The organism is Singulisphaera photorubra, from assembly GCF_045290345.1.
In the GTDB taxonomy this organism is placed as follows: domain Bacteria; phylum Planctomycetota; class Planctomycetia; order Isosphaerales; family Isosphaeraceae; genus Singulisphaera.
Window position 1 is genome coordinate 9,328,169 of record NZ_CP155447.1, and the last position, 25,050, is coordinate 9,353,218.

Genomic DNA, 25,050 nt, shown 5'->3' on the forward strand with positions numbered 1-25,050 from the left:
GAAACGAACGAACATGGTAGATCGCAACCTGCTCCGCGAATTTGAAGTCAGCGATGATGAACTCGCCGCCATTGTGGCTGGCGGCGATGGCTCAGTCGATCTCGACCAATTCCTCAGCAATGGGCAGAACTTTGAGGTTGGTGGGATCGTTTCGGGCAAGGTGATCGAAATCGTCGGCGACCAGGTCGTGGTTGACGTCGGTTACAAGTCGGAAGGCCTTGTTCCGCTGAACGAGTGGGAAGACGAGCCCCCGCCCCAGCCAGGCGAAAGCGTCGAGGTCTTGCTCGAAGGGATGGAGGACGAGACCGGCGAGATCGTCCTCTCCCGCAAGAAGGCGCACCGGATGCGTGCCTGGGAGATGGTGATCTCCAAGTACCACGAAGGCGACGTGGTCAAAGGCAAGGTGACGCGCAAGATCAAGGGCGGACTGCTCGTCGATATCGGCGTCAACGTCTTCCTGCCGGCCAGCCAGGTCGACATTCGCCGACCTTCCGATATTGCGGATTACATCGATTCTGAGATCGAGTGCATGATCCTCAAGATCGACGAGGGTCGGCGCAACATCGTCGTGAGCCGCCGTAAGCTCATCGAGATCACTCGCGAGCAGCAGAAGACGCAACTCCTGGCGGAGATCGAGCCAGGGCAGGTGCGCATGGGTACGGTCAAGAACATTGCCGACTTCGGCGCGTTCGTCGACCTCGGCGGGATCGACGGCCTGCTGCATATCACCGATATGAGCTGGGGCCGCATCAACCATCCCAGCGATATGGTCAAGATCGACGATCAGATCGAGGTGATGGTTCTTCACGTCGACAAGGATCGCGAGAAGATCGCGCTGGGCTTGAAGCAGAAGTCGGCCAGCCCTTGGGAGAATGTCGCCGACAAGTATCCGGTTGGCACTCGCGTGATGGGCGAGGTCGTCAACGTGATGAGCTACGGGGCATTCGTGAAGCTCGAAGAGGGCATCGAAGGCCTGGTACACATCTCGGAGATGAGCTGGACCAAGCGCATCAATCACCCGAGCGAGCTCGTCCAGATCAGCGACAAGATCGAGGTCGTCGTCCTCGGCATCAACAAGGAGAAACAGGAAATCTCCTTGGGCATGAAGCAGACGCAGACCAACCCCTGGGATCAAGTGGCTGGCAAGTACCCGCCGGGCACGATGATCGAAGGCACCGTCCGCAACCTGACCAACTACGGGGCGTTCATCGAGATCGAGGAAGGCATCGACGGCCTCCTGCACATCTCCGACATGAGCTGGACCCGCAAGATCGGTCACCCCAACGAACTGCTCGAGAAGGGTCAGCGCATCTCCTGCCAGGTCCTCAACGTCGACCAGGAACGGAAGCGGATCGCCCTTGGACTCAAGCAGCTTCGCGAGGATCCGTGGGAGACCGACATCCCCAACCGGTACGAGCCGAACGACGTGGTGACGGGCAAGGTCACGAAACTCACCAACTTCGGTGTGTTCGTCGAGCTCGAGCCCGGCCTCGAAGGACTCTTGCACATCTCCGAGCTGGCTGACCACAAGGTCGATAGCCCCGAGGAAGTGGTCAAGGTCGGGGACGACATCGAGGTCAAAATCCTTCGCGTCGATCGCGGCGAACGGAAGATCGGCCTGTCGCGAAAGAAGGCGCACTGGACCAAGGGAGATGAGGAGGGCGAGGAAACCGAAGCGGCAGCCGTCGCGTCGGGCGGAACCGCCAAGCCCGAATCCAAGGACCAGAAAGAGCTCAAGGGAGGCCTCGGTGGCGGCGGACCGCTCTTCTCCATGGGAGGAGCGACGACCGAAGAGGGCGAAGCCTCGTCCACCGCGGAATCCGTGCCCACTGAACCGGTTGAAACCTCAGTGGTTGCCGAAGCTGCTTCGACCGAACCGGAAGTCGCCCCGGCTCCGGAGGGAGCGGTCTCGACCGATGAGGAAGTGAGCACCCAGTAACCACCGAGCGAAGACGAACCTTCGTCCTGATTCTTAGGCCCGCGCCCCTCGGTTGAAATCGAGGGGCGCGGGCTCTTTTTTTTCCTTCTTAGGGGCACAACGTCTCGTCTGAACGGAATTCCTCCACCCGCCACTCTTCCGAGACGCCCTTCTCTCCTGCCTTCGACTTTCCCGCCGGAGCCTCCAGTCCGCTCCTCTGCGGCCACCTTCCTCCTCTCGTTGGATTCGATCTGGTTTCGAAGCTCCTTCAGCTTGGGCCTCGGTAGCGCATTTGATCGCTCCCCTGCCGCACGGTTTGCCCAAACCCATTCTCTTCGTCATTCGCCAGAATGCTCACGATACGCACTCCCCCAAAATGCCCTAAACTTCCAAAACCTATCAAGTTCTTGGAAGGTCGTTCCGATAACCTCAGTAAGACCGTGAGACGGGGCGGGAATGGCATGCAAGGGGGACTGCCGAGTTTGGCTGACTCGGTGAGTCTGGGCTGTCCATTTCCGTATAAGTCGCTCATGGCAAAGCGAAGGGTAAGGCGGCCGTAAAGGTTCGGCGGGAGGCCGATGGCCTGTTCGGTGGACGCCTGGACCCGTTTTGGTGTGCGGTCCGAGGAATTCAGCGTTGCGGTGTAGACGAAGAGGCCAGCGCCGCCTCGCGAAGCCGTTAGCTCCTCGGTTCGGACCTTGGACCGTTCTCCCCGACCAACTGCGGACCCAGTCACGACCGACCCTACGAGGATCTTCATGGCCCGTATTCGCCGTCTCCGCCGCGACACGGTTCAGAGCCCCTGGAGACGTATCTCCGGGAAATTAACGAAATGGCGCTCTTGAACGCAGACGAAGAGAAGATGCTCGCGCATCGGATCGCAGAGGGCGATAATAGCGCCAGAGACCGAATGGTCCGTGCCAATTTACGGCTGGTCGTGAATATCGCCCGGGGCTATGTGGGAAAGGGACTTGCACTTCAGGACCTGATCGAGGAAGGCAACATTGGCCTCCTCCGCGCCGTGGAGGGTTTCGACCCGGGCGTGGGAACTCGATTCAGCACCTATGCAAGTTACTGGATCAAGCAATCGATCAAGCGTGCCCTGGTCAACACGGCCAAACCCATTCGCATCCCCGCCTACATGGTGGAGCTGCTGTTCAAATGGCGGCGGATGGCGGCCGACTTGCAGGACTCGCTCAAGCGAGCGCCCACTGTCGAGGAAATCGCCAAGGCCCTCGACCTTCCCAAGAAGAAGCTCGCCATCGTCAAGAAGGCGATCAAGGTCTACAACTTGGTGCCCCAGACCGATCAGCCCGAGAACGGCTGGAGCCTGGGCGAGATGCTCATGGACGAGCGTACTCGGGCGCCAGACGTTGAGATGGTCGAAGCTGACAACCTCAGGCTCGTCATGCATCGTCTCGGCGAGATGGACAAGCGCGAGGCCACCGTCCTCCGGATGCGATTTGGCTTGAACGATGCGCCGCCCAAAACCTTGAAGGAGATCGGCGAGTCTCTCGGCCTGACGCGTGAACGTGTCCGGCAGATTGAGAACGAGGCACTTGGCAAGCTCTCCGCCACGTTCGCGGCCGACTGAAGTTCCGACCGCGGCGGATCAAGCTCATCAGAGCACCGACAGTTCGTCCGCCGCGGCAGGGTGAATCGGGCTGATCGTGGAATGCCGATGTCGATGGCGATAGACGATCAGCCAGAAGCCGCCGGCCAGTAGCACGACGAACGTGGTTGGCTCGGGCACAGTGGTGGGCGCGGGTGATTGATAGCCGAGCGTATTGCTGGAATCAATTTTGGTGGTAAAACTCCGGGAGAAGCTGCCGTCGAACGTGCTCTCCTCCCCGGAATGAAACTCCATGTAGACCGAGGGTCCGAAGGTCCGGGCAAGCTCTCCCCCTGTCACCTTGAGATCGAGGTTGAAGGAGGCCGTCGCCCCTGTCTTGGCGCCGAAAGCGGTGGGAGTGGCTTGGAGCAAGAGGCCCTGAAAGGTCTTGCCGTCGACCACCACGGTGCCATACAGCGAGTAGGAATTCCCGGGGTCGCTCACCAACCGCCCATTGGGATCGAGCTTCAGGTTGAGAACCTGACTCCTCATCCCGTCCGAGTTCGGCTGGACCACCACTTCGTTTGCCGTCGAAGGACCCGTCGTCAGCAGGAACGGTGTGTTGGTGACTTGAAGCGTCCCCGTCTGAGTCGACGGGTGATAGGTGTATTGCTGGGTGCCTGTAATCGCTCCGGCGAGGTCGGGGTACGCTCGGCCTCCGGGTGATTGAATCAACTCCGCGGAGACTTCGGCACCGAGACCGACCACGAGGACGAGGGGCAGGCCGGCCCTGGCAAAGAGGCTGCGCATCCGTTGCATGGGACCTCCCTCACTCACAGTCGCCGTTCGTGCATGTCCCGATCATCGACAAATTCGTGATCGGTGACGGCACCCATCCAGGGGCGCACGTTGCAGAACGGCTGGGGCATCCAACCTCAAGGACCGGGCTTTGTACGCGGGGAGCGAGTCGAAGGGAGGGCCGCGGCGAGAGGCGCGTTGCCGTTCGGAATCCTTCCGATGTCGAACCCAACTCCTTTTGGCGACGGTCTTGGCTCTTGCTCCGGAAAAAAGAGCCACTGATCCTAGTTTTGCCGATCCTATCAACCTTGAGGGATCGGTGGGGAGCAAACTCAACCTACCTCAGCGTTAAGAGCCCTGTCAATCCGCAACCGTTGATTTTTCACCTCGGCTCCCACAACATGCTCATCTCCCGATTCCCTTTGGCATGGCTCGCTCCCGTTGAGCCGGTCCTCGACACCGGAAACGGGTTGATCCGCCTCGCTTTGCTGTCCCGTTGAACCGACGAGTCAACCCATCCCACTCAGCCGCTGGCGGGCGAAAATCGCGATCTATTGGTTCGGTGCCGCTGACGACCTGATGAAAATCCGAGCACGGGCGATTATCCTTAACAACCATCGACCCCGCGAGTCGTTGATGGAATCGGCACAAACCGGCGAGGTCCGCGATGAAACCCTATCGATGAAGCAACCCTTGCCCCTCAGAGGACGATTTCGAAGGCGAAGGGAAGTCGGCTTGCGCAAGCCGGAAGGTTTCTTCGTAGGTCTGCCATCTGACTTCTTGGGTTTCGCTCCAAGCCTCGACATTCCCGAATAAGCCAGATGCACGACTGAGCGAATGGGCAAGCATCGACGGGGCGAGCTTATCCCCACAGCCCTCCCCGTAACTGGATTCTCTCAACATCAGTGCGGTCTCACGTCGGCCTGGTCCCTTGCGTACGGCGGGGGCCGGCGATCACCCCCGTCCGGAACCATTCAGGTCGCCACCGATGCCTTATTTCGAGCACGACGGTTTACAGTTCTATTATCGTTCCGAAGGCCAAGGATTCCCCGTCGTCTGGCAGCACGGCCTCGGCAGTGACGTTGATCAGACCTTCGCTCTTTTGGAACCGGGCTTTGAGAACGAGCTCTCCGGATTTCAATTCGTGGGCTTCGACGCCCGCGGGCACGGCCAAACCCGGCCGCTCGGAGACCCGAACAAGATCGGCATTGCCGCGACCGCGGACGATCTCCGCGATTTCCTTGACGCCCGCAAGATCGATCGCGCCGTGATTGGGGGCATCTCCATGGGCGCGGCGATCACACTCAATTTCGCCCTGCGATATCCTGAGCGAACGCTAGGGCTCATCTTCTCGCGACCGGCCTGGCTCGATCAGCCCTTCCCTGAGAATCTCCGCATTTTCACGCAAATATCTCAATATATTCACAAGCACGGTGCCGTGAAGGGACTCGAGGAATTCCGAGCGACGCCCGAGTTCGAGAGCCTGGTTCGAGAATCGCCCGACTGCGCCCAGGTCGTCGTGAACCACTTCGAGTTTCCACGCGCCGAGGAATGCGTCGTCCGGCTCGAACGAATTCCCCACGACGCTCCGTCACGTGATCGCAATGCGTGGAAAACCCTGAGCGTGCCGACCCTGGTGCTTGCGAACCAGCAGGACCCGATCCATCCCTGGAAGTTCGCCGAGACTCTGGCCGAGATCATCCCTGGCGCGGAGTTGCGGGAGGTGACTCCGAAGTCGGTGGACGTGGATCTTCATGCCGAAGACGTGCGTCGTCACATCGGCGAATTCCTCTCGAAAAACTTTGGCCTCGAGTCGAGGGATCGCGACACTTCGGCCTGACTTTCACAAGGTCTTTTCCCTATGGAAACCACGCGAATAGCTCAGATTTTGAGCGAGATGGGAACACTCCTCGAGGTCCGTGGCGAGAATCCGTTCCGCTGTCGGGCGTATCATAACGTCGCGCAAACCCTCAAGGCCCTTCCCTCCGACTTGTCGGACATGATCGCCGACGGCCGCTTGGCCGAAACGCCCGGTATTGGCGAAACCATGTTCTCCAAGATTGTCCAGCTCGCCACGACGGGACATCTTCCCGCCTATGACGAACTGCGGAGGGCCACGCCGCCAGGTCTCGTGGCCTTGCTCCGGGTGCCCGGGCTCGGGCCCAAGAAGATCAAGGTGCTCCACGACGAGCTCAAGATCGAGAGCCTGGCCGATCTTCGCGCGGCCGGCGAAGCGAAGAAGATCGCCCCGCTCAAAGGCTTCGGCGCCAAGACCGAGCAAAAAATCCTCGACGGAATCTCGTTCGTCGAATCGGTCGGTGACCGAATTCTCCAGAGCAAGGCCCGGCGACTGGTCGCGCCGATCTTCGATGCCGTGCGCCAGCATCCCCTCGTTTTGAGAGCCGAGATCTGCGGAAGCTTACGACGACGCGCCGAGACGATCGGCGACCTTGACATACTCTTCAGCGCCGAGAATCCGGCCCCGGTCCTCGATCACTTCGTCAAGTTACCCGAGGTGGCCACCGTACTGGCGCACGGACCGACCAAGGCGAGCGTCCGACTTGCCGATGGGGTCCAGTGTGACCTTCGAGGGGTCGAGGATGACCAGTTCCCATTTGCGCTTCATTATTTCACCGGTTCGAAGGAACACAACATCGCCATCCGGCGCCGTGCCCTGGCGCACGGCTATTCGTTGAACGAATACAGTCTGAGCGGCGAGAAGGGGTCGGTCGCCTGCCGGACCGAGGCCGATCTGTTCGCCGCTCTCGGGCTTGCTTACATCCCCCCGGAGCTACGTGAGGATGTGGGGGAGATCGAGGCCGCGGAGAAGGGGCCGCTTGCTCCACTCGTCGAGTTGAGCGACCTGACCGGGACCTTCCACTGCCATACGGATTGGAGCGATGGACTCGCAACGCTCGAGGAGATGGCCGAGGCGGCTCGATCGCTCGGACTGACGTACCTCGGGATTGCCGACCACTCCCGATCGGCGGGCTACGCGGGGGGCCTGAGCATCGAACGGGTCCGCCAGCAGTGGGCTGCGATCGACGCCCTCAACGAGACGTTCGGCGGCAAGTTTCGAATCTTCAAAGGAACCGAGTGCGATATCCTCGCCGATGGATCGCTCGACTACCCCGACGACATCCTTGATGGCTTCGACTACGTCGTGGCCAGCGTCCATTCGTTGTTCGGCATGCCTCGCGACGAAATGACCGCCCGGATCGTCCGCGCCGCCTCGAACCCGAGAGTGACGATGCTCGGGCACCCGACCGGCCGCTTGCTGCTGGCGCGCGACGCATATGCCGTCGACGTCGACGCGGTCATCGACGCCGCCGCAAAGGCGGGTACGATGATCGAGATCAACGCGAATCCCCACCGGCTCGATCTCGACGCCATCCACTGCCGTCGGGCCAAAGCCCGTGGTGTGACGATCGTTGTGAACCCCGACGCGCATGCCACAGGCGGTCTGGCAGACCTCGATTACGGTGTGGGCATTGCCAGACGGGCGGGGCTAGGGGCTGCCGACCTGTTCAATACGGCCTCACTGGCCGAGGTCACCCAGGTGCTGGAGAAACGTCGCAAGGCTCACCATTGATCGAGAATCACGACGACTGTTGGCTTGGGACCCTTGCGGGGGGTCTCACCTGTCCTATAATTCTGAAGGATGAAGGATTCGTGAGGAGGCCATCGGAGTTGCGACGGATCAGGCCGTCCCCCCCCAAGAGGGCGCGGGTATCTCTGTCACTCCGACCGAGTCCTGATTCACCTTGGGCCGTTTGGCGAACGAATCGCTCGCCTTGCCGTGGCTGATTTCTGATTTGCGTCTCTGAATCTCATCGCCTTCTTATATTATTAGGATCTCGTCATGGCCCCTCCCAAGCCAGCAGAGACGAAACGCCGCTATTTCAGTGTTGAAGAGGCGAACAAGACCCTTCCGCTTGTCAGGGCGATCGTTACCGACATCGTTCGACAATGGCACACCGTCAATGAGTTGAAACAACGGCTGACGGCTGTCAAAAGTGAACGGAAACGCGCCTCGGGTGATCCCTATTCCGAAGAACTGGCGCAAAGCCAGGCGGAAATGGAGACCGAGGAGGAGCGACTGGCCTCCTACATTGATGAGCTCACCAAGTTGGGCGTCGAGTTGAAGGGGCTAGACGGACTCTGCGACTTCTATAGCATCATGGACGGCCGCGAGGTCTTTCTCTGCTGGCGGCTCGGCGAACCCGAGGTCCTTCACTGGCACGAACTCAACGCGGGCGTGGCTGGCCGCAAGACGCTGGCCTCACTCGCTGGCTCAGGCTCAGGGACAGGCAAACGACCACATTGATCGAGAGTGCCACTGCAATCATCTCAGCTAGGAAAATACCCTCTCGGCCCAGCCTCGCGACTCTGACGGACGCGTGGCTGGGCCGTTTGATGCGCCGCCTGCAATCGTGTTCCGTTGGACCCAGACCTTTCCAGCGGATAGACTGCCAGAGGATCCGGTGGCAATCGGCCTTTGGTCTGAGTTCCTAGTTGAGTGAGGTTCGTTCCACGATGCGGCGGGTGATCACGATCGACGGGCCCGCGGGGGCAGGCAAGAGTACGGTCGCTCGCCAGATCGCCGAGCGGTTGGAGTGGCGCTTGCTCGATACGGGCGCGATGTATCGGGCGGCGACGGTCGCTGCGCTGCGGGCGGGGACCCCCTTGGAAGACGATCAGGCGTTGGGAACGCTCGCGGCGAGCCTCTCCATTCGCCTCCCACCCGGGTCGGTCCTGCTCAACGGTGAAGACGTCAGCACGCTGGTGCGGACCGTCGAGATCACCCGCGCGTCGCGTTATCTGGCCGACAGCCCGAGTGTCCGACGTCAACTCGTCGCCTGGCAGCGTGAGTTTGCCAGCGAAAATAATATCGTGACCGAAGGGCGTGACCAGGGGACGGTCGTCTTTCCCAACGCCTTTCGTAAGTACTTCCTTACGGCCAGCCTCGAGGAACGAGCCCGCCGCCGACACGCCGAATTCGAGGCCAAGGGGGCGACAATCGCCCTGGAGGCAGTCGCTCGCGACCTTGAGGAACGCGACGCTCGTGACGCGGCTCGAGCCATCGCTCCGATGAAACCGGCCGTCGATGCTTGCGTGGTCGACACCACGGGAATGGGCCTCGATCACGTCATCGCGCAAATCGAGCAAGACGTTCGCTCCCGCCTGCATCCCGCACCTCTCGTCGGAGAGGAGACCGCGCGATGACGAACGTCTCAGAAACAACCTTGGAATCACGTCCGAACGCCGATCGGTCGCGGTTGGCGATGAGCTGGTATCGCCTGGTTCAAGTCTCGGTCGCCACCCTGCTCTCCTCGGTCAGCGGGATTCGGGTGAGTGGGCGGAACAACCTCCCCCAACACGGTGGCGCCTTGCTGGTCTCGAACCACGTGAGCCACCTCGACGTCTTCATCCTCGGAATCCCCCTGCAACGTCCGCTCAACTATGTGGCGCGATCGACCCTGTTCCTCCCCATCCTTGGGACGTTCATCCGCTCAGTCGGCGGATTCCCGATTCAACGCGAAGGGATGGGCGTCCAAGGCCTGAAAGAGACGTTGCGCCGGATCAAGAAGGGGGGCATCGTTGTTCTCTTTCCCGAGGGGACCCGAAGTCGCGATGGCGAGCTCGGCGAATTGAAGTCGGGGATCTCGGTTCTGGCCGCTCGGGCCCGCGTGGCGGTCGTCCCGGCTGGAATCGCCGGCACCTTTGAGGCCTGGCCCCGCTCTCGGGCATTCCCCCTGCCCCACCCGATCCGTATCCACTATGGTCCACCGATCCTTCCCGAAGAACTCGAAGGACTTGATACCGAGGCTGTCACGGCGCTGATACGGGCCCGTATCAGCGACTGCCTCGACGTGGCCCGAGCCGGTCTGCAACGGGACATGCAGTGCGACTCGGAGAAAACTGCGGTTGGACGAATTGGCAAGTTGGGTTAGAGTCCCGTTACTTTGAGGACCCGTCATTACGGATCCAACCACTTCTTGTGCCCGCAACTCGCTCGAACCACTCAAACGTCCATCAGGTATTGGGGCCAATTGGAGGCGCGCCGGAGGCGCATGGTTCCGAGGCTTTGATCGCGGCAAAGGAGTATCGCCATGCGACATGCCCGATTCTTACGAGGAGGCCTCGGGGTCTTCTTCCTTGGCTTGGTCCTGAGCTTGGCCGGTTGCACTCACAACCACTACTACGGACCGGGTGTCCCAATTTGCGGGCCGACGCCGGTCGCCGTCCCGGCCACCGTTACGAATGGAGCGGTCTGCGAAGTCCCGACTCAGGTGGGGGGGGGCAGCGTCGTCGCTCAGGGGGCGGGTCGCTCGACGATTGTCAGCGGGGTCCCGGTCTACTCCGGAGCCACCACCCCTCGCGTGGTCGTCAGCGAGCCAAGTTCGAGCTCGCGGTTTGGCCGTTGGCAGCGTGCGAGTCCTGACGCCGGCCTGGCCACGACTCGCGTGGAAGGGGCCTACAACGACACCACGACCAATCGCTAAGCCTACTCAAAGGAATCGCCAAACGTATGGCACGCCGCCGCACTTGGAATGACGCTCGCTGTCTCGTCACCGGCGCCTCCTCGGGGCTCGGCCGCGCCATGGCCCAGCATCTGGTTCGCGCAGGCGCCCGAGTCGTTCTCACAGGGCGCTCGAGCACCAAGCTCGACTCCATCAGGAACGATCTGATCGAGTCAGGCGCCGACCCGCGCTCGGTCCTCACTCTGGCCGCCGACCTCACCAAAGCCAGCGATCGCGTGCGCCTCGTCGATTTCACGACGGAACGGCTGGGAGCGCTGGACCTCGCCATCAACAGCGCCGGTGTGGGCGCGACGGGCCACTTTGAGACTCACGATCCCTCCGTTCTGCGTCAACTTTTTGAGATCAATGTATTCGCCCTCGCCGAGTTGAGCCGGTTGTTGCTCCCGGTTCTCTCCCAGGGAGATCGGCCGTCTCTGATCAACGTGGGATCAATCGTCGCCCGCAGAGGCTTGCCGGGCCGGGCCGAGTACACGGCCAGCAAGTTCGCGGTCGCCGGATTCACCGAGTCAATTCGCGCAGAATGGTCGAAATACGGGATCCACGTTCTGCTCCTCAATCCAGGTTTCACAGCGACCGAGTTTGAACGAAATCTGATCATCGACACCGCCCGCTTCTCTGTCACCAAGAAGCGTCGGATGACGGCCGAGACGGTCGCGGACGCCGCCTTACGTGCAGCACTTAGTGGTCGCAACGAGCTCACACTCACCACGGGGGGCCGGTTCCTGCTGCTCGCCAACCGTGTCATCCCTCGACTCGTTGACTGGGGCTTCAAGCGCTGGACGCTTCACCTCTTTCCCGACGCGCCGATCCTCCAGCGCCCCAAGCCCAAGGCCCCATCACCGTCACGCGCCGAGGGAACGCCCTTTCACGGTCGGCCCCACTCCCTCCGGCCTGAGCGACAGGGCGAGTCGACTCACCAACGTGCCTCCAGCGATTGAGACAGGCAAACCTCACCACGCTTGAGGTCGGTTCGACACCGGTCGGCCTGCGTTTATCAACGCCCACCTCAAACACAGTCAGGGAGCTGTCGCTCCCTGATCTCCTGCTCCCAACTCAAGACCAGGGCGGGCTGCGCCGGTTCGGCGCTATTCCTGCCCTGCTCCAATCTCGTCCCGACGCTTGAGCGCGTCCTTGCTCGCGTCTCCAGGTATCTCGGAGAGCCAGGTCCAGAGCCGGCGGGCTTCGTCCTTCTGATCCTGTGACGTCGCCGCTTCCGCGAGCGCTCGGAGCCGCTCGACCGTCACCGTTCCCTGAATCTCGAGGGCCTTCCGGCGAGCGGTGGCCACTTCGTCGGCATTGAGCCGGGTTCCCGTGGTGCCCGAGGCAAGCAAGTTCGTTCGATTCTGGCGGTGGGCTAACCCCAAAGCATGTCCCAACTCGTGTGCCGTCACCCGAGGGATCGGCTCGTCGATGCCCCCCTCGACGGGGCGCAGACCTGCCGTTTCCTGAACCATCGCGAAATCGCTGCCCATCCAGACGCCATTAACAGAAAATTTGTGAATATAATAAACATTGAGGCCTGTAGTCAGCCGAGTTGGCTCGGGCACAAGCATGGAGTATTGACCAAGTTGCACTTCTCCGTTGAGGTCGCGGATCAGCCGAAACTTCTCGGTCTGTGCCGCCGGCTCACGGACAATCGATTCGAGCCCCCAGTGGATTCCGGCTTTGTTCCAGATCCCGTTGACTTTGCGAAGGATCCGCGCGAGGTCGTCGTCCTTCAAGCGGCAATCGATCTCAGGCAAGTCGGAGGCCGTCAGAACATGGATGCGAAGCGGGATCACAAGAAAGGAGTCGTAAACTGGCGGTTCCGTCACGTCAGGAGCGGGTTCCTCGCCCCCTTGGCAGAGCGAACAGGCCAGCAGACCGCTGATGGAAAGGAAGGTTCTACGGCGCATGGAGCTCATCACGACGACTCTCCTGAGGAAGGTCTGGACGGTCGATGATCTCCAGAAACGGCAGTCGACTCAAGCCCTTCGACCCGTCAGGTAACGGCTCGACTCCGAAAACGGGACTCGAACAAAGGGGGAGCGAGTCGTGAACCTCCTCAACGAGTGGGGCAATGCGAAAGCCCCATCACGCGGCACGCGAAATCATCGTTCGAGCCCAAGGCCGGATCTCGGGAATCAATCAGGTAAGGGGGCTTTGCAAGCGATTGCCGCTTCGAGCACCGGAGCCAAACTGGCTCGGCAGAAATAGGCCGGTCCGTACGCCTGGTTCGAGAGTCGGCCCAAACGAGTTAAGAAGAGGAAGCGGACCGGCGACAATCGATGGAATGGGTCTGCGATCGCCGCCGCGACGTTCCGGGGCGGCATCGTTGGGATGACTCGCCGGCTCACTCCAGGCCGTTGGTGACTGTTCGACGACGTTCGGGGCTCGACCGGACCTCAGCAATCGATGCGCCTCGGATTCCGACGCTGACGCTGTCGGCAAGTTGATCACAGTCCCCATGGACGGCACGAGACTCGCCACGGCAAGGTCGCAAAGCAACGTCCCTGTGAGGTTCGTTCGCGGCGTGGGGGCGGGAGTGGGAGTTGGGGATGGCGTGGGATCGGCTGGAATGGGGAGTGGACGTGCCGTGGGTTGAGATCGGCCCGCACGTGGGCGCTCTGGGGCATCGATACGACGTGGCGGCGCCTCATGCACGAACAGACGCGCCCGAGATGCGGCCCGAGCCATCGGCTCGCCGAGCGCCTCGCCGACGAGTTCGTGGAGCTCGGCCCACTCACGATCGCTCAGAGACTCGCGTTGTTCGATGAGAATCAGCAAATTGACGAGTGAGTGCGACCCCTCGGCGAGGCTCTCGGTCTGAGTCGGTAAGTCGAGCCAATGCCCCGACTCAATGGTGTCGCGGAGTTGCCGGACCCGTTCCTGGCACTCTCGAAGCGGGGGAAACTCCTGGTTTTGCCAGTAAGTCAGGGCAAGAACACGGTCGAGTACGGTCAGGGCTTGAATCCTGAGTTGCTCTCGTTCGCTTTTTTGCGACTCTGCATCGGCCAGATCGTCAAGGACCGACGCCAGGTCCTGGAGTGTGCCAAGCACGATTGTGGGGGGATTGGGAACGCGCAACGACTCGATGCATTCCAGGGTCTCGCCCTGGATCGAGTCGAACTGTTCCCGACACTCCTTCAGTTCCTGCACACGTTCCCGAGGCGGCGGGGCACCGACCGAACTCATCAATCGAGCGGCCGAAGCGAGCGTTTCCCCCAACGTTTTGAATTGGTTGGAGAGAATGACCACATCGTCCGCCAACTCCAAACCCCTGGAGCGACCGCTCGGGAGTTCGGTTGGGCTGAGAAATGGCCGGATCAACGCTTGAGCGCCGGCCCAGTCCCCCCGGTGCCGAAGCATTCGAACCAGTTCTTTTCGACCTTGGATCGAATCGGGATGGTCCGGTCCGAGCGCATCATGGCGAATGGCCAATGCGTCCCGGAGACAGCGTTCGGCTTCATCGAGCGCGTCGCGCCGCCAGAGCATGCCGGCAAGACAGGTCAGGCTGACCGCATAATCGGGGTGGGACCGTCCGAGGACTCTTCCCCGGATCGCCAGCGACCTCCGGAACATCCCTTCGGCCGAAACACGATCACCTTGCAGAAATCGGAGTTCGCCGAGCATGCTCAGGCCGAGGGCGAAGTCAGCGTGCTGCTGTCCTACGACCTGGTTCTGCAAGTCCAGGAGTTGGCGAACCTTCTGCTCGGCACCACCGTATTGTCCCTGGGTGAAGAGTCGCTCGGCTTCGTTCTGAAGCCATAAGGCGATCTCTTCGTAGGAATTCTCGCGCTCGGCAGCGGTTTCGCGGGATGGCCCAGCACCCAATTCGCCGCCCAGGCCGACGGAGGACATCGGAAGCTCTCCATCGGGTGAAGAACCGCTGCGAGTCGTGCCACTGGAATCGGTCGAAAACGCGATCATAACCGAACTAATACCCTAATCCGCCTCGTGTCAAAACCTTCCCCCCGTCTTATCGGCGTTCACGGAGGCTCAAACCCGGAATTTCCAAAGATGACGTCTTCCGGACGTGACCCTATTATGGTGGGCGCGCTTCGGCTCGCAACAATTTTAGCGGCTCACGACCTTTCCGGCCCGAGAGACCACACATTGTGATCATTCTCGTCAACACGGCCGTGGTTCCACCCCGGAATGTTCGCCATCCGTTGCCAGTCGCGAGCGCTCAGAGTGAGGCCTGGTTGACCACGCCAGTTCGAGCAACTCTGAGAGTCGTCCTTGGCTGAGGGGACCGGGGCGGATACGATGCGTCTGTTCCGCAGCCGCAAGGAGACCTGCAAGCCGATGATGGACGACGGTGGTGATCGCTCGCTCGAAGTCACTGAGCTCGAACGTATTGTCCGCGCCACCGATCCCGGGGCTTTCCTGGTTCCTCCACGGATCCTCCGTCGAGTCATCAAAAGCGACCTCGGGTTGGCCCGTGTCGGGGTCCATATCCCTCATCGACGACACTATGTTACCACCGGTCACTCGCTCAGAGGGGTCGTTTCGGAGGAAGAGCTCGGCATCGACAAGTCGGGGGCCGAATGGCCTTCCGTCGCCATCTTACTCGAGCGACCCACGACGGAAGACCTGGCGGCGACGACTCGCGAGGTGATGCTGACAGACTACTGGCGGCTCCTGTTTCATGCCCAGGTTCACGTGGCGATGGAACGCTCGCTCGCTCGTGAGCGGACTTTCGACAACGCCCTCCGCAAGCGTGTCGACCGGATCGGAACGATCGAATTCGAGGAGGTCCGTTCCGTCCTTCGCCAGGAAGGGCTCCTTGTGACCTTGGCCGATGATCGGTCGGTTTTGATTGAATTCGGCGCTTACTACCTGGAACTCCGACGATTCGCCCCGGGCCTCATCGCGCACACGTTCCCAGCGATCGAGGATCCGATGGCCGTCGACTCGCTCCTCGCCGAGCTTGTCGATGACGAGGCGCTCTACCAAGCGACCAGGCTCGAGGGGGCCGTCGATCCGGTGATCGAACTGATCCCGGGTTCGAGCGAGGACGAAGTCGAAGGCGAGGACGACGGCACGTTTGATACGGAGCCGCGTGATGATTGGCCAGTCGAACAGGCCACGGGAGCCTCCCGGCGCCTGCTCGACCGGGCCGATGCCATCGCAATCCGAGGAAACTTGGTTCGCGCGGCAATCCTCCGCACCGAAGCCGCTCGGCGCACCACCCCCGAACTCGCCGAGTCGGTGCAGGCGGAGGCCCGAAGCGAACTCGAACGATTGGCGCGTCGACTTCAGCGCGCCCTGACCTTCGATGATTCCGAGGCCGAGCGCTGGCGACGCGCCTTGCCGGCTCTTCTGGAACGGTCGGCTCGAGGATTCTGGACCCCCGAGGCCCGTCTGCTCTATGACCTGCAAAAGGTCTGCGTCGACCACGAGCGCGAGGTCTTCACGATGGACCTCGTGGGGTGGGTCGCCTCATGGGGACGCCGCCCCATTCGTCGAGTTCAGCCTTACCTCCGCGAGGTCATGATCGCCAACCACTTGAGGAGCGCCTCGAAACGGCTCTCCTCAACCCGGCTTCGAGGCGAGGATCGGAAGCGGTTGTCGGCGCTCCTTCATTCCTCCGTCAGACAGGCCGAACGGGTCCTGAGAGATCGACTCCGAGGTCCGATCGACGCCACACTGACCAGGACCGGGTTCAAGCCGAGGAACCTGCCCGAACGCGTCGCCTATCGGAAGCTGATCGAAGAATTGCTCGACCGAATCGCGAGCCGAGGCTTCCTCTCACTCGGCGACCTCCGCGACGCCTGCTCGCGAAGCAACCTCAAAATGCCCGACCTCTCTGGCCCTCGCGAGTTCTTCGAGGGGGACCGCTTGCTCAAGGCAGACGAGGCCCTTTCCAAGTCGCTCGACGGGGTTTACCGCCAGGGCGAGGTCTACCTCCGATGGCTCCAACGGTTCAGCTCGCTGGCGTTTGCCACATCCATCGGCCGTTTTCTCACCTCTTACGTCGCCCTACCGTACGGAGGTGCGTTTCTGATCCTCGAAGGGCTCCAACACATCATTGAGCCCATCGTCCACGGCCTTGGCGGCGGACATGTTCACGTCATGAACATTCCGTCACTGCTCGTTCTCGGAACCGTGGCGCTCGGGGTCATTGACTTCCCGAATTTCCGCCAGGGATTTCTGATGGCCATGCGGGTGGTCGGCCGTGGGCTTCGCATGGTCTGCTTTGATTCGCTCGCCTGGGTGTTACGTCAACCGCTGCTCCGATTACTCTTCGTCGGCCGGTTCGCTTCCCTGTTGTGGCGGTTCCTGCTCAAACCGGCGATGGTCACGGGCCTGGTCTGGGTTCTGGCGAAATCGTTGGGCCTGGAGCAACAATCGGTTGCCTTGCTCTCCGCGATCGTCTTCGTGAGTGCGATCATCGTGATCAACTCGCGGCTCGGCCGAGACTTCGAGGAGATCGTCGCCGACGAATTGGTCCGGACCTGGAAGCAACTCTATCGCGACATCGTGCCGGGCATTTATCGGCTCATTGTGCGCACATTTGATAAAGTGCTCGAGACGGTGGACCGTTTTCTCTACGCCGTCGACGAATGGCTCCGTTTCCGATCCGGCCAGTCCAAGACAATGCTTGCCTCGAAAGCCGTGCTGGGCGCCGGCTGGTTCCTGGTCGCTTACCTGGTCCGCTTCTATGTCAACTTGCTCATTGAGCCCCAGGTCAATCCGATCAAGCATTTTCCGGTCGTGACCGTCTCTCACAAAATCATCATGCCCCTTTCGCTGAGGCTGACGAGAATTCTCGCCGCCCCCTTGATGCCGCTGGGCAAGGTCGTGGCGAATTTCATCGCATGGACGACCGTGTTCCTATTACCCGGCGTGTTCGGATTTCTGGTCTGGGAGCTCAAGGAGAACTGGAGACTCTATCGAGCCAACCGCCGTGAGATGCTCGGCCCCATTGCGGTCGGAAGTCATGGCGAGACGATCGGTCGACTGCTCCGCCCCGGCTTCCATTCGGGAACGCTCCCCAAGTTATTTACGAAGCTCCGCAAGTGGGAAAGGCGTTGGCTCCGCGAAGGCCGCGACAAGGGAGTCATCAAGCAGCGTGAGGCGCTCCACCACGTCGAAGAGGCCATCCGACAATTCATTGAACGCGAGTTTATTGCATTACTTCGCGAGAGTCGAACGCTTGGTTCGATGGGGATCGAGGTCTCCTCGCTCACCCTGTCGACGAGTCGGATCACATTCGAGCTCTCCTCGCGCGAGATGACCGGCGACGAGATCCGAATTGAATTCGTCGAACAGTCGGGGAGCCTGATCGCGGAGGTCGCCGAGCCGGGATGGCTCTCGGAACTCTCTGAGGTGCGCAGGCAAACTCTGACAACAGCGCTCGTTGGCCTGTACAAGCTGAGCGGAATCGATCGCATCCGAGTGCATACGGGCGAACCTTCCGCCCGGAATTCTCACCCGAACGATCGAGGTGGTGACGGCTCCGTGCTCATCCCGTTCCAGCGGATCACCGTCTCCTGGAAGAGCTGGGTAGAGGCCTGGGAAAAGAAATTTTCTGCCACCGGTTTCGATCCGAACTTTACTGAAGGTCTAGGGATTTTGCCCCCGACGAACCAAGCGGGGAGTCGAACTTCACGCTCCAAGTCGCGCCGAACGGAAAACGAACCCCACTAATGGGGATAGAATTACAATTGGTGCGTCGACGTGGGTGGGTACGCCTTAGCATAGAACAAAACATCGGCAATTGTGCGTAGTTATATGTTTTGGCCGCAAAGAATAAGTCCCGATTCTGGGGGAGACTTCCCATATTGACGGCACTTGACGGGCTTCGGAAATTATCAAAATCTTTCAATGATTCCTCATCGGGCTAGGAACCAGACGTAAACTGACACTGTCACCACGTTATCGGGAATTCAGCCCGGGTCCGTCGCGTTGCCAAACGAGCCAGCCCATGGGAAGGCCCGAAGACAGGGAGCTTACGCTCCCCGCTCGCCTTCCAGGCGAGCGAAATCCAGGGCACCACGATTCGTTGTGGGTCTTTGCTCGCCTTCCAAAGGCGAGCGGGGAGCGTAAGCTCCCTGTCTTTGGGCTGACGAAGAGTCCCCGGTAACGTGGCGACGGTCTCAGATAATGAGGTCTGTCGGGCGAGCTTACCCGGTTGCTTTTGGGATTTTCCTCGCCCTCGGTTCCCTGCAACGCTCTGCTTGCTAGCGGCGGTGAGGTTGCCGACATGCTCATGAAATCCGAATAGCTCGGTATGGAAGCCACGGCCGGCCGCATCAATTTCGGACGTATTTGGGGTTACCGACAGTCCTCGCCGAACACTTCGCGCGGGATAAATTGTCCGAGTTCGTTTTCTGGCGATGGTCAAGCGCAATGGTATCACCAGGCTGTGCCAATCGATCGTGAGACTTGATAGAATACGGGTTGTAACGGCGAACGACTCTCAGGCGCGAGGGATCAGGCACAATGACTGGCCACCGACTGCGCGGGGCGTGGTTGATCTTGCTCGGGTTACTGATTTCGAGCCGGTCGATGCTGGCCGATGAACCGACGGCCCCCGTGGGTAAGGCCAAGGCCCCGGTCGACTTCGACCGGCAGATACGCCCCATCCTTTCGGACACCTGCTTCAAATGCCATGGTCCCGACGCGGCCGAGCGACAGGCTGAGCTAAGACTCGACCTTCGGGACGCGGCACTCCAGCCGGCCGAATCGGGCAAGCCCGCGATCGTTCCCGGTCACCCAGAGGAAAGCACGCTGGTCAAACGCGTCTTCTCCACGCGTCAGAGTTTCGTGATGCCTCCTCCCGAGAGCAACCGCACGCTCACGGCCGAACAGCGATCCCTCTTACGAGATTGGATCGCCGAAGGGGCGAAATATCAAACGCACTGGTCGTTGACCGCACCGGTGCGTTCCCCGCTGCCGGAAGTGGGCGATCGCAACTGGCCACAGAACCCGATCGATCACTTCATCCTCGCGAAGCTGGAGTCGGAAAAGCTTCGTCCCTCGGCCCAAGCCGACCGGACGACATTGATTCGCCGGCTGACCCTCGACTTGACCGGGCTTCCGCCCACCCCACGCGAGGTCGACGCCTTCTTGGCCGACGGCCATGCCAACGCTTACGAACGACTCGTGGATCGATTGCTGAACTCGAGCCGCTATGGCGAGCGCATGGCGCTCGATTGGCTCGATGCGTCCCGCTATGCCGACACACACGGATATCATATCGACAGCGGTCGAGATATGACCCTCTGGCGAGACTGGGTCATCGACGCCTTCAACCGCAACCTGCCTTTCGATCAGTTCACGGTGGAACAGCTCGCCGGTGACCTGCTTCCAAAGCCCACCCTCTCCCAGCAAGTGGCCAGCGGTTTCAATCGTAATCACATGATCAACTTCGAGGGGGGCGCGATTCCCGAGGAGTACCAGACCGCTTACGTCATCGATCGGGTGAACACAACGGGGACGGTATGGCTGGGTCTCACCGTCGGCTGTGCTCAGTGCCACGATCACAAGTTTGATCCGGTGACTCAAAAGGAATATTACCAGCTCTACGCCTTCTTCAATAACCTGCCTGAAAATGGGCTTGATGGTCGCAAAGGGAACGCAGAGCCGATGATTCCCGTCCCGAGCTCCGCCCAGCTCGCCGCGATCGTCAGCCAGACCACGGCGATCGGTGACCTCGAACGCCGGATCCAGGGGCCAATGCCGTCAGTCGACGCCCAACAAATTCAGTGGGAACACTCTCTGAAAAATGCGATCGGGGCCGGCTGGGTGGCTCTCACCCCCGACACGATGACCGCCAAAGCAGGAACCACGTTCGAGACGCTCGAAGATCAGTCCATCGTGGTACGAGGCGCGAACCCGGACACCGACGTCTATACGCTCACCGCGCCCGCTCCCCAGCAGCCGATCACGGCGATCAGGCTCGAAACGCTTCCCGACAATTCGCTGCCAGGTAACGGCCCCGGACGCTCGATCAACGGCAACGTCGTGCTCACGGAGGTTCGCTTCGATGCGGACACGCCTCTCAAAATCAAGTCGGTGCATGCCGACTATAGCCAGGCGGACCATCCGGCGACGCACGCGATCGACGGCCGGAAGTCGACCGGGTGGTCCATCTTTCCCGAGGTGGGTAAACCGCATTCTGTGATCTTCGAACTCGACAAACCTCTGATCGCCAAGGAAGGAATGCGGTTGTCGACGACTCTGGAGTTCGAGTCGGTCTGGGCTCGGCACCAACTCGGTAAGTTTCGTCTCTCGGTCACCTCAGCGGAACGGCCTCACGAAGGGCTCGAGCTCCCGGAGCAAATCGCCAGGATCGTGGCCAGCAATCAGGCGCAGCGATCTGCGGCGGAATCGGACGCGCTTCGGGCATATTACCGGACTCACGTTTCGGCCGAGTACAAGACATTGAGTCGGGAACTCGCCGCGCTCAAGAAGGCACACGCCGACTTCGAGAAAACGATTCCCACGACCATGGTCATGCGCGAGATGAGCAAGCCAAGAGATACTTATTTGCTCGAGCGCGGCCAGTACGACAAGCACGGCGAGAAGGTTGTGGCCGGAACCCCCGCGAGTCTCCCCCCGCTGCCGAAGGGTGCCCCGGTCACTCGACTGGACCTCGCGCGTTGGCTGGTCGATCGCTCGCACCCACTCACAGCGCGCGTGACGGTCAACCGGCTCTGGCAGACCATCTTCGGGACCGGCATTGTCGAAACCTCCGATGACTTCGGCTCGCAGGGAGCCCTACCGAGCCACCCTGAGTTGCTGGATTGGCTGGCCGTCAAATTCCAGGAAGGTTGGGACGTCAAGGCGATGATCCGAATGATCGTCACCTCGGCCACTTACCGTCAGTCCGCGATCAGCTCACCAGAACTCATTGCGCGTGATCCCAACAATCGCCTGTTGGCTCGGGGAGTCCGGCACCGACTCCAGGCCGAGTTCATCCGTGACCAGGCGTTGGCGGTGAGCGGACTCCTCGACCACCGGATCGGCGGTCAAAGTGTTTCGCCTTACCAGCCGGCTGGGCTTTGGGAAGAACTGGCGTCCCGCCTCGACGGGCAAAACTGGACCGCGCAGACTTACGAGCAGAGTCGCGGACGTGACCTCTATCGGCGGACGATGTACACCTTCTGGAAGCGAACCTCGCCACCGCCGACCCTCGTCACCTTCGATGCCCCCGACCGCGAAACCTGCACCGTCCGGCGTTCTCGCACCAACACGCCGCTCCAGGCGCTCGTCCTGATGAACGACCCGACCTATGTCGAGGCCTCGCGAAAACTCGCCGAACGAATGATGCTCGAAGGGGGTTCGACTCCCGAGGAGCGGATCCAGTTTGCGTTTCGCCTCGCCACCGCCCGACGGCCGACCGACGTCGAGATTCAAGTTCTCAGCGATCTGTTCCAGGCCCAACGATCCGCGTTTCGCCAGGACGTTGCGGCCGCCTCGAAATTGCTGGGCGTCGGCGAGTCTCGCCGCAATCTCGACCTCGATGTCCCGGAACTGGCCGCCTGGTCCATGGTTGCCAGCGCGATCTTGAATCTCGATGAGACCGTCACGAAGGGATAACATGATGGCCCCGCACGTCGAGCATGAATTGCTGCAGACTCGCCGCCAGTTCTTCGGTCGAACCGCGACGGGACTGGGCGCGACCGCCTTGGCTTCACTCCTGAATCCGGGACTGCTCTCGGCATCGACCCACTTCGCGCCAAAGGCGAAGCACGTCATCTACCTCTTCATGTCGGGTGGCCCCTCTCACATCGACCTGTTCGACTACAAGCCGAAGCTGCAAGCCCACCATGGCGAAGAACTGCCCGGGTCGATCCGCATGGGGCAGCGAGTCACGGGAATGACTTCAGGCCAGAAGTCGTTCCCTTGTGTCGCGCCGATGTTCAAATTCGCCCAACATGGCGATGCGGGGACCTGGGTCAGCGAACTTCTGCCGCACACCGCAACGGTCGTCGACGACATTGCCGTCATCAAGACGCTGAACACCGAGGCGATCAACCACGACCCGGCGACCACTTATATCCAGACCGGTCACCAGCAACCAGGGCGGCCAAGCCTGGGAGCTTGGCTCGACTACGGTCTCGGGGGGGAAAATGACAACCTCCCAACGTTCATCGTCTTGATCTCGCAAGGGAGCGGCAACAAGACGGACCAACCCATTTTCTCGCGACTCTGGGGGAGTGGCTTTCTCCCCACGCAACATCAAGGGGTCCGATTTCGGTCGGGGGACGACCCGGTTCTCTACCTCTCGAATCCGCCCGGGGTCGACCCGCAAACCAGGCGGAGAATGCTCGATGCGGTCGGCCGACTCAATCGCAACGCGGCCGACTCGTTCGGCGACCCGGAGATCAACACGCGGATTGCCCAGTACGAGATGGCCTACCGAATGCAGACCTCGGTGCCCGACCTGACCGACCTCTCGGGCGAGCCCAGGTCGACGATCGACATGTACGGCATCGACGACAAAGGCGTGGATGGAGGCTTCGCGCGGAACTGCCTGCTCGCCCGGCGGATGGTTGAGCGTGGCGTCCGATTCGTGCAACTCATGCACCGGGGTTGGGATCAGCATAACAACTTGCCGAACCAAATTCGCGGCCAGTGCAAAGACGTCGACCAGCCCGCGGCGGCCTTGATCAAAGATCTGAAAGCTCGCGGCCTGCTCGATGAGACCCTGGTCATCTGGGGAGGGGAGTTTGGCCGGACTGTGTATAGCCAAGGGGCCTTGATCAAAGACAACTATGGGCGGGACCACCACGGCCGCTGCTTCACTATGTGGATGGCCGGTGGTGGGATCAAGCCCGGAATCTCCTACGGCGAGACCGACGACTTCTGCTACAACATCGTCAAGGACCCCGTGCATATCCACGACTTCAATGCCACGATCCTCCATTGCCTGGGGATCGACCACACCAAGCTCACCTTCAAATTTCAGGGGCGTGACTTCCGTCTGACCGACGTGCACGGCAACGTTGTGAAAGGACTCCTTGCCTGATCGCCTCACTCCCCCCGACGTGGCGGGGGGGGCTTCGACCTACCGATCCGATTTCACTAATCGCATGCAATGATCTGCGAATGATAGCTGTTTACTTGCCGTTCGCCTCCGTGGGCAAGAGCCAGCGAGTGAACCAGTCGAGCGCCGCTTGGTGCTGTCCGGCATTCAACCCGTGTCCCACCCCCTCGGCAACGATGATCCGAAGTCGATCAGGGGCTCCCGCTTTTTTATACGCCTCCTCGGCTGAGGCGAAGGCTTTCCTGGCGCCACCAATCGGACAGTTCAGATCGAGGTCTCCGTTCAGGATCAACAAGGGACGCCCCGCAAAAAGGCGGAGCATGCTTGGGCAATCGAAGTTGGTGAGAATTCCGGGAATAACCTTGTTCCAGAGGGCGAGACAGACCCGCGCGTTGACACTGGTCTGTCCAAGGTCGTTGGCCGCAGCCTGGTGGGCGGCCTGAATCGTCTTGGCTCGCGCTTGCCACTGATTGTTTTCAAGGCTCCAACGGAAGCTCTGCACGGCGATGGCCGAGACCGCCACGGCCACTCGCTCATCGACCGATGCAGTCAGCCAGGTTTCGATCCCGCCCATACTGATCCCGATCATGCCAAGCCGCTTCCGGTCCACATCGGGCCGAGATTCCAGGTAGTCGAGAGTTCGCCAGAGGTCCCAGCAAGTGTCGTAGTAGAACGGATGCTCCTGCGGCTCACCGGCTTTCGACCTCCATGCCCGAGTGATCGCCTTGTTATAAGCGTCCGCACCCGCCGCCCCCCCTGCCCTGTCACCGTGGTAACGCGCATCGATGGCCACGCCGATGATCCCTCGCGCGGCGAGTTCGACGAGCCACGAGTTCATCATCTCCTTATTGCCGCCGGTCCCGTGCAGCACGATCACGGCTGGTCGCGGCCCTTTGCTCGCCGCGGGACGAACCACAAGCACGGGCACTCGCTCAACCTGGCCATTCGCTCGTTTCTCGGAGGCGAAGCTGAGTTGTTCCGTCGTGAACCCTTGGGAGTCGTTCACGACCTTTTCGAACTTCACATCGAGCGGTACTTTCGGCCGGTCGAGAAGCGTCAAGAACGCTTTCCGGACTTCCGACGGTGAGGCGAGCGGTTTCGTCTTGGTTTCAGCGGGCGTGACCTGGACCAGGAGCGCCAGGGCAAGCGCATAACCGCAGTGAATGAGCATGGAGGCCTCAAAAAGGTCGATTGCCAGGGCCACGGGAAGTTGCGTCGGTGTCCACCAACCAAGAACAGAGAATCAGAATTGATC

General features: G+C 61.0%; 16 protein-coding genes. 12 read left to right on the forward strand and 4 right to left on the reverse strand.

Annotation, left to right across the window (positions count from 1 at the left end):
• Nucleotides 1–13: 13 nt before the first annotated feature.
• Together V5E97_RS34785 and V5E97_RS34790 are read left to right on the forward strand one after the other, a co-directional pair.
• Nucleotides 14–1,939 (forward strand): 30S ribosomal protein S1, encoded by a 1,926-nt coding sequence (locus tag V5E97_RS34785; protein ID WP_406696128.1) that lies wholly within the window; start codon nucleotides 14–16, stop codon nucleotides 1,937–1,939.
• An 811-nt stretch (nucleotides 1,940–2,750) separates the two neighbouring features.
• The gene (locus tag V5E97_RS34790; protein ID WP_406696129.1) at nucleotides 2,751–3,512 is read left to right on the forward strand and encodes a sigma-70 family RNA polymerase sigma factor; all 762 of its coding nucleotides are present in this window, start codon (nucleotides 2,751–2,753) and stop codon (nucleotides 3,510–3,512) included.
• Nucleotides 3,513–3,539: 27 nt separating this feature from the next.
• Here V5E97_RS34790 and V5E97_RS34795 read toward each other — a convergent pair whose 3' ends face one another.
• Nucleotides 3,540–4,289 carry a PEP-CTERM sorting domain-containing protein gene (locus V5E97_RS34795; protein WP_406696130.1) on the reverse strand — a complete coding sequence of 250 codons (750 nt, stop codon included), beginning with the start codon at nucleotides 4,287–4,289 and terminating at the stop codon, nucleotides 3,540–3,542.
• A 967-nt stretch (nucleotides 4,290–5,256) separates the two neighbouring features.
• Between V5E97_RS34795 and V5E97_RS34800 the strand changes: the two genes are divergently transcribed.
• From V5E97_RS34800 to V5E97_RS34830, 7 genes are all read left to right on the forward strand, one after another.
• Nucleotides 5,257–6,108, forward strand: coding sequence for an alpha/beta fold hydrolase (locus tag V5E97_RS34800; protein WP_406696131.1), 852 nt, complete (start codon nucleotides 5,257–5,259; stop codon nucleotides 6,106–6,108).
• A gap of 21 nt (nucleotides 6,109–6,129) precedes the next feature.
• Nucleotides 6,130–7,860: a DNA polymerase/3'-5' exonuclease PolX gene (gene polX / locus V5E97_RS34805; protein ID WP_406696132.1), complete on the forward strand. Its 1,731-nt coding sequence runs from the start codon at nucleotides 6,130–6,132 to the stop codon at nucleotides 7,858–7,860.
• 270 nt (nucleotides 7,861–8,130) lie between these two features.
• Nucleotides 8,131–8,595 (forward strand): DUF2203 domain-containing protein, encoded by a 465-nt coding sequence (locus tag V5E97_RS34810; RefSeq protein ID WP_406696133.1) that lies wholly within the window; start codon nucleotides 8,131–8,133, stop codon nucleotides 8,593–8,595.
• A gap of 209 nt (nucleotides 8,596–8,804) precedes the next feature.
• Nucleotides 8,805–9,494, forward strand: coding sequence for a (d)CMP kinase (gene cmk / locus V5E97_RS34815; protein ID WP_406696134.1), 690 nt, complete (start codon nucleotides 8,805–8,807; stop codon nucleotides 9,492–9,494).
• Entirely contained in the window at nucleotides 9,491–10,222 is a 732-nt protein-coding gene (locus V5E97_RS34820) for a lysophospholipid acyltransferase family protein (protein WP_406696135.1), read from the forward strand. The genes cmk and V5E97_RS34820 overlap by 4 nt, the downstream gene beginning before the upstream one ends.
• 159 nt (nucleotides 10,223–10,381) lie before the next feature.
• Nucleotides 10,382–10,774 (forward strand): hypothetical protein, encoded by a 393-nt coding sequence (locus V5E97_RS34825; protein ID WP_406696136.1) that lies wholly within the window; start codon nucleotides 10,382–10,384, stop codon nucleotides 10,772–10,774.
• Between the two features lie 26 nt (nucleotides 10,775–10,800).
• Entirely contained in the window at nucleotides 10,801–11,751 is a 951-nt protein-coding gene (locus V5E97_RS34830) for an SDR family NAD(P)-dependent oxidoreductase (RefSeq protein ID WP_406696137.1), read from the forward strand.
• Between the two features lie 147 nt (nucleotides 11,752–11,898).
• On the opposite strand, the gene V5E97_RS34835 is transcribed toward V5E97_RS34830, so the two are convergent.
• Nucleotides 11,899–12,717: a Matrixin gene (locus tag V5E97_RS34835; protein WP_406696138.1), complete on the reverse strand. Its 819-nt coding sequence runs from the start codon at nucleotides 12,715–12,717 to the stop codon at nucleotides 11,899–11,901.
• A 223-nt stretch (nucleotides 12,718–12,940) separates the two neighbouring features.
• On the reverse strand, nucleotides 12,941–14,653 hold the full coding sequence (locus tag V5E97_RS34840) for a tetratricopeptide repeat protein (protein ID WP_406696139.1): 1,713 nt from the start codon (nucleotides 14,651–14,653) through the stop codon (nucleotides 12,941–12,943).
• A 408-nt stretch (nucleotides 14,654–15,061) separates the two neighbouring features.
• Between V5E97_RS34840 and V5E97_RS34845 the strand changes: the two genes are divergently transcribed.
• The 3 genes from V5E97_RS34845 (at nucleotide 15,062) to V5E97_RS34855 (ending at nucleotide 23,777) form a co-directional block, all read left to right on the forward strand.
• A complete protein-coding gene (locus V5E97_RS34845) occupies nucleotides 15,062–18,448 on the forward strand; it encodes a hypothetical protein (RefSeq protein ID WP_406696140.1) in 3,387 nt (1,128 codons plus the stop codon).
• A 795-nt stretch (nucleotides 18,449–19,243) separates the two neighbouring features.
• The gene (locus V5E97_RS34850; protein WP_406696141.1) at nucleotides 19,244–22,345 is read left to right on the forward strand and encodes a PSD1 and planctomycete cytochrome C domain-containing protein; all 3,102 of its coding nucleotides are present in this window, start codon (nucleotides 19,244–19,246) and stop codon (nucleotides 22,343–22,345) included.
• A 4-nt stretch (nucleotides 22,346–22,349) separates the two neighbouring features.
• Nucleotides 22,350–23,777: a DUF1501 domain-containing protein gene (locus tag V5E97_RS34855; protein ID WP_406701263.1), complete on the forward strand. Its 1,428-nt coding sequence runs from the start codon at nucleotides 22,350–22,352 to the stop codon at nucleotides 23,775–23,777.
• Between the two features lie 91 nt (nucleotides 23,778–23,868).
• Here V5E97_RS34855 and V5E97_RS34860 read toward each other — a convergent pair whose 3' ends face one another.
• A complete protein-coding gene (locus V5E97_RS34860; protein WP_406696142.1) occupies nucleotides 23,869–24,966 on the reverse strand; it encodes an alpha/beta hydrolase in 1,098 nt (365 codons plus the stop codon).
• Between the last annotated feature and the right edge of the window lie 84 nt (nucleotides 24,967–25,050).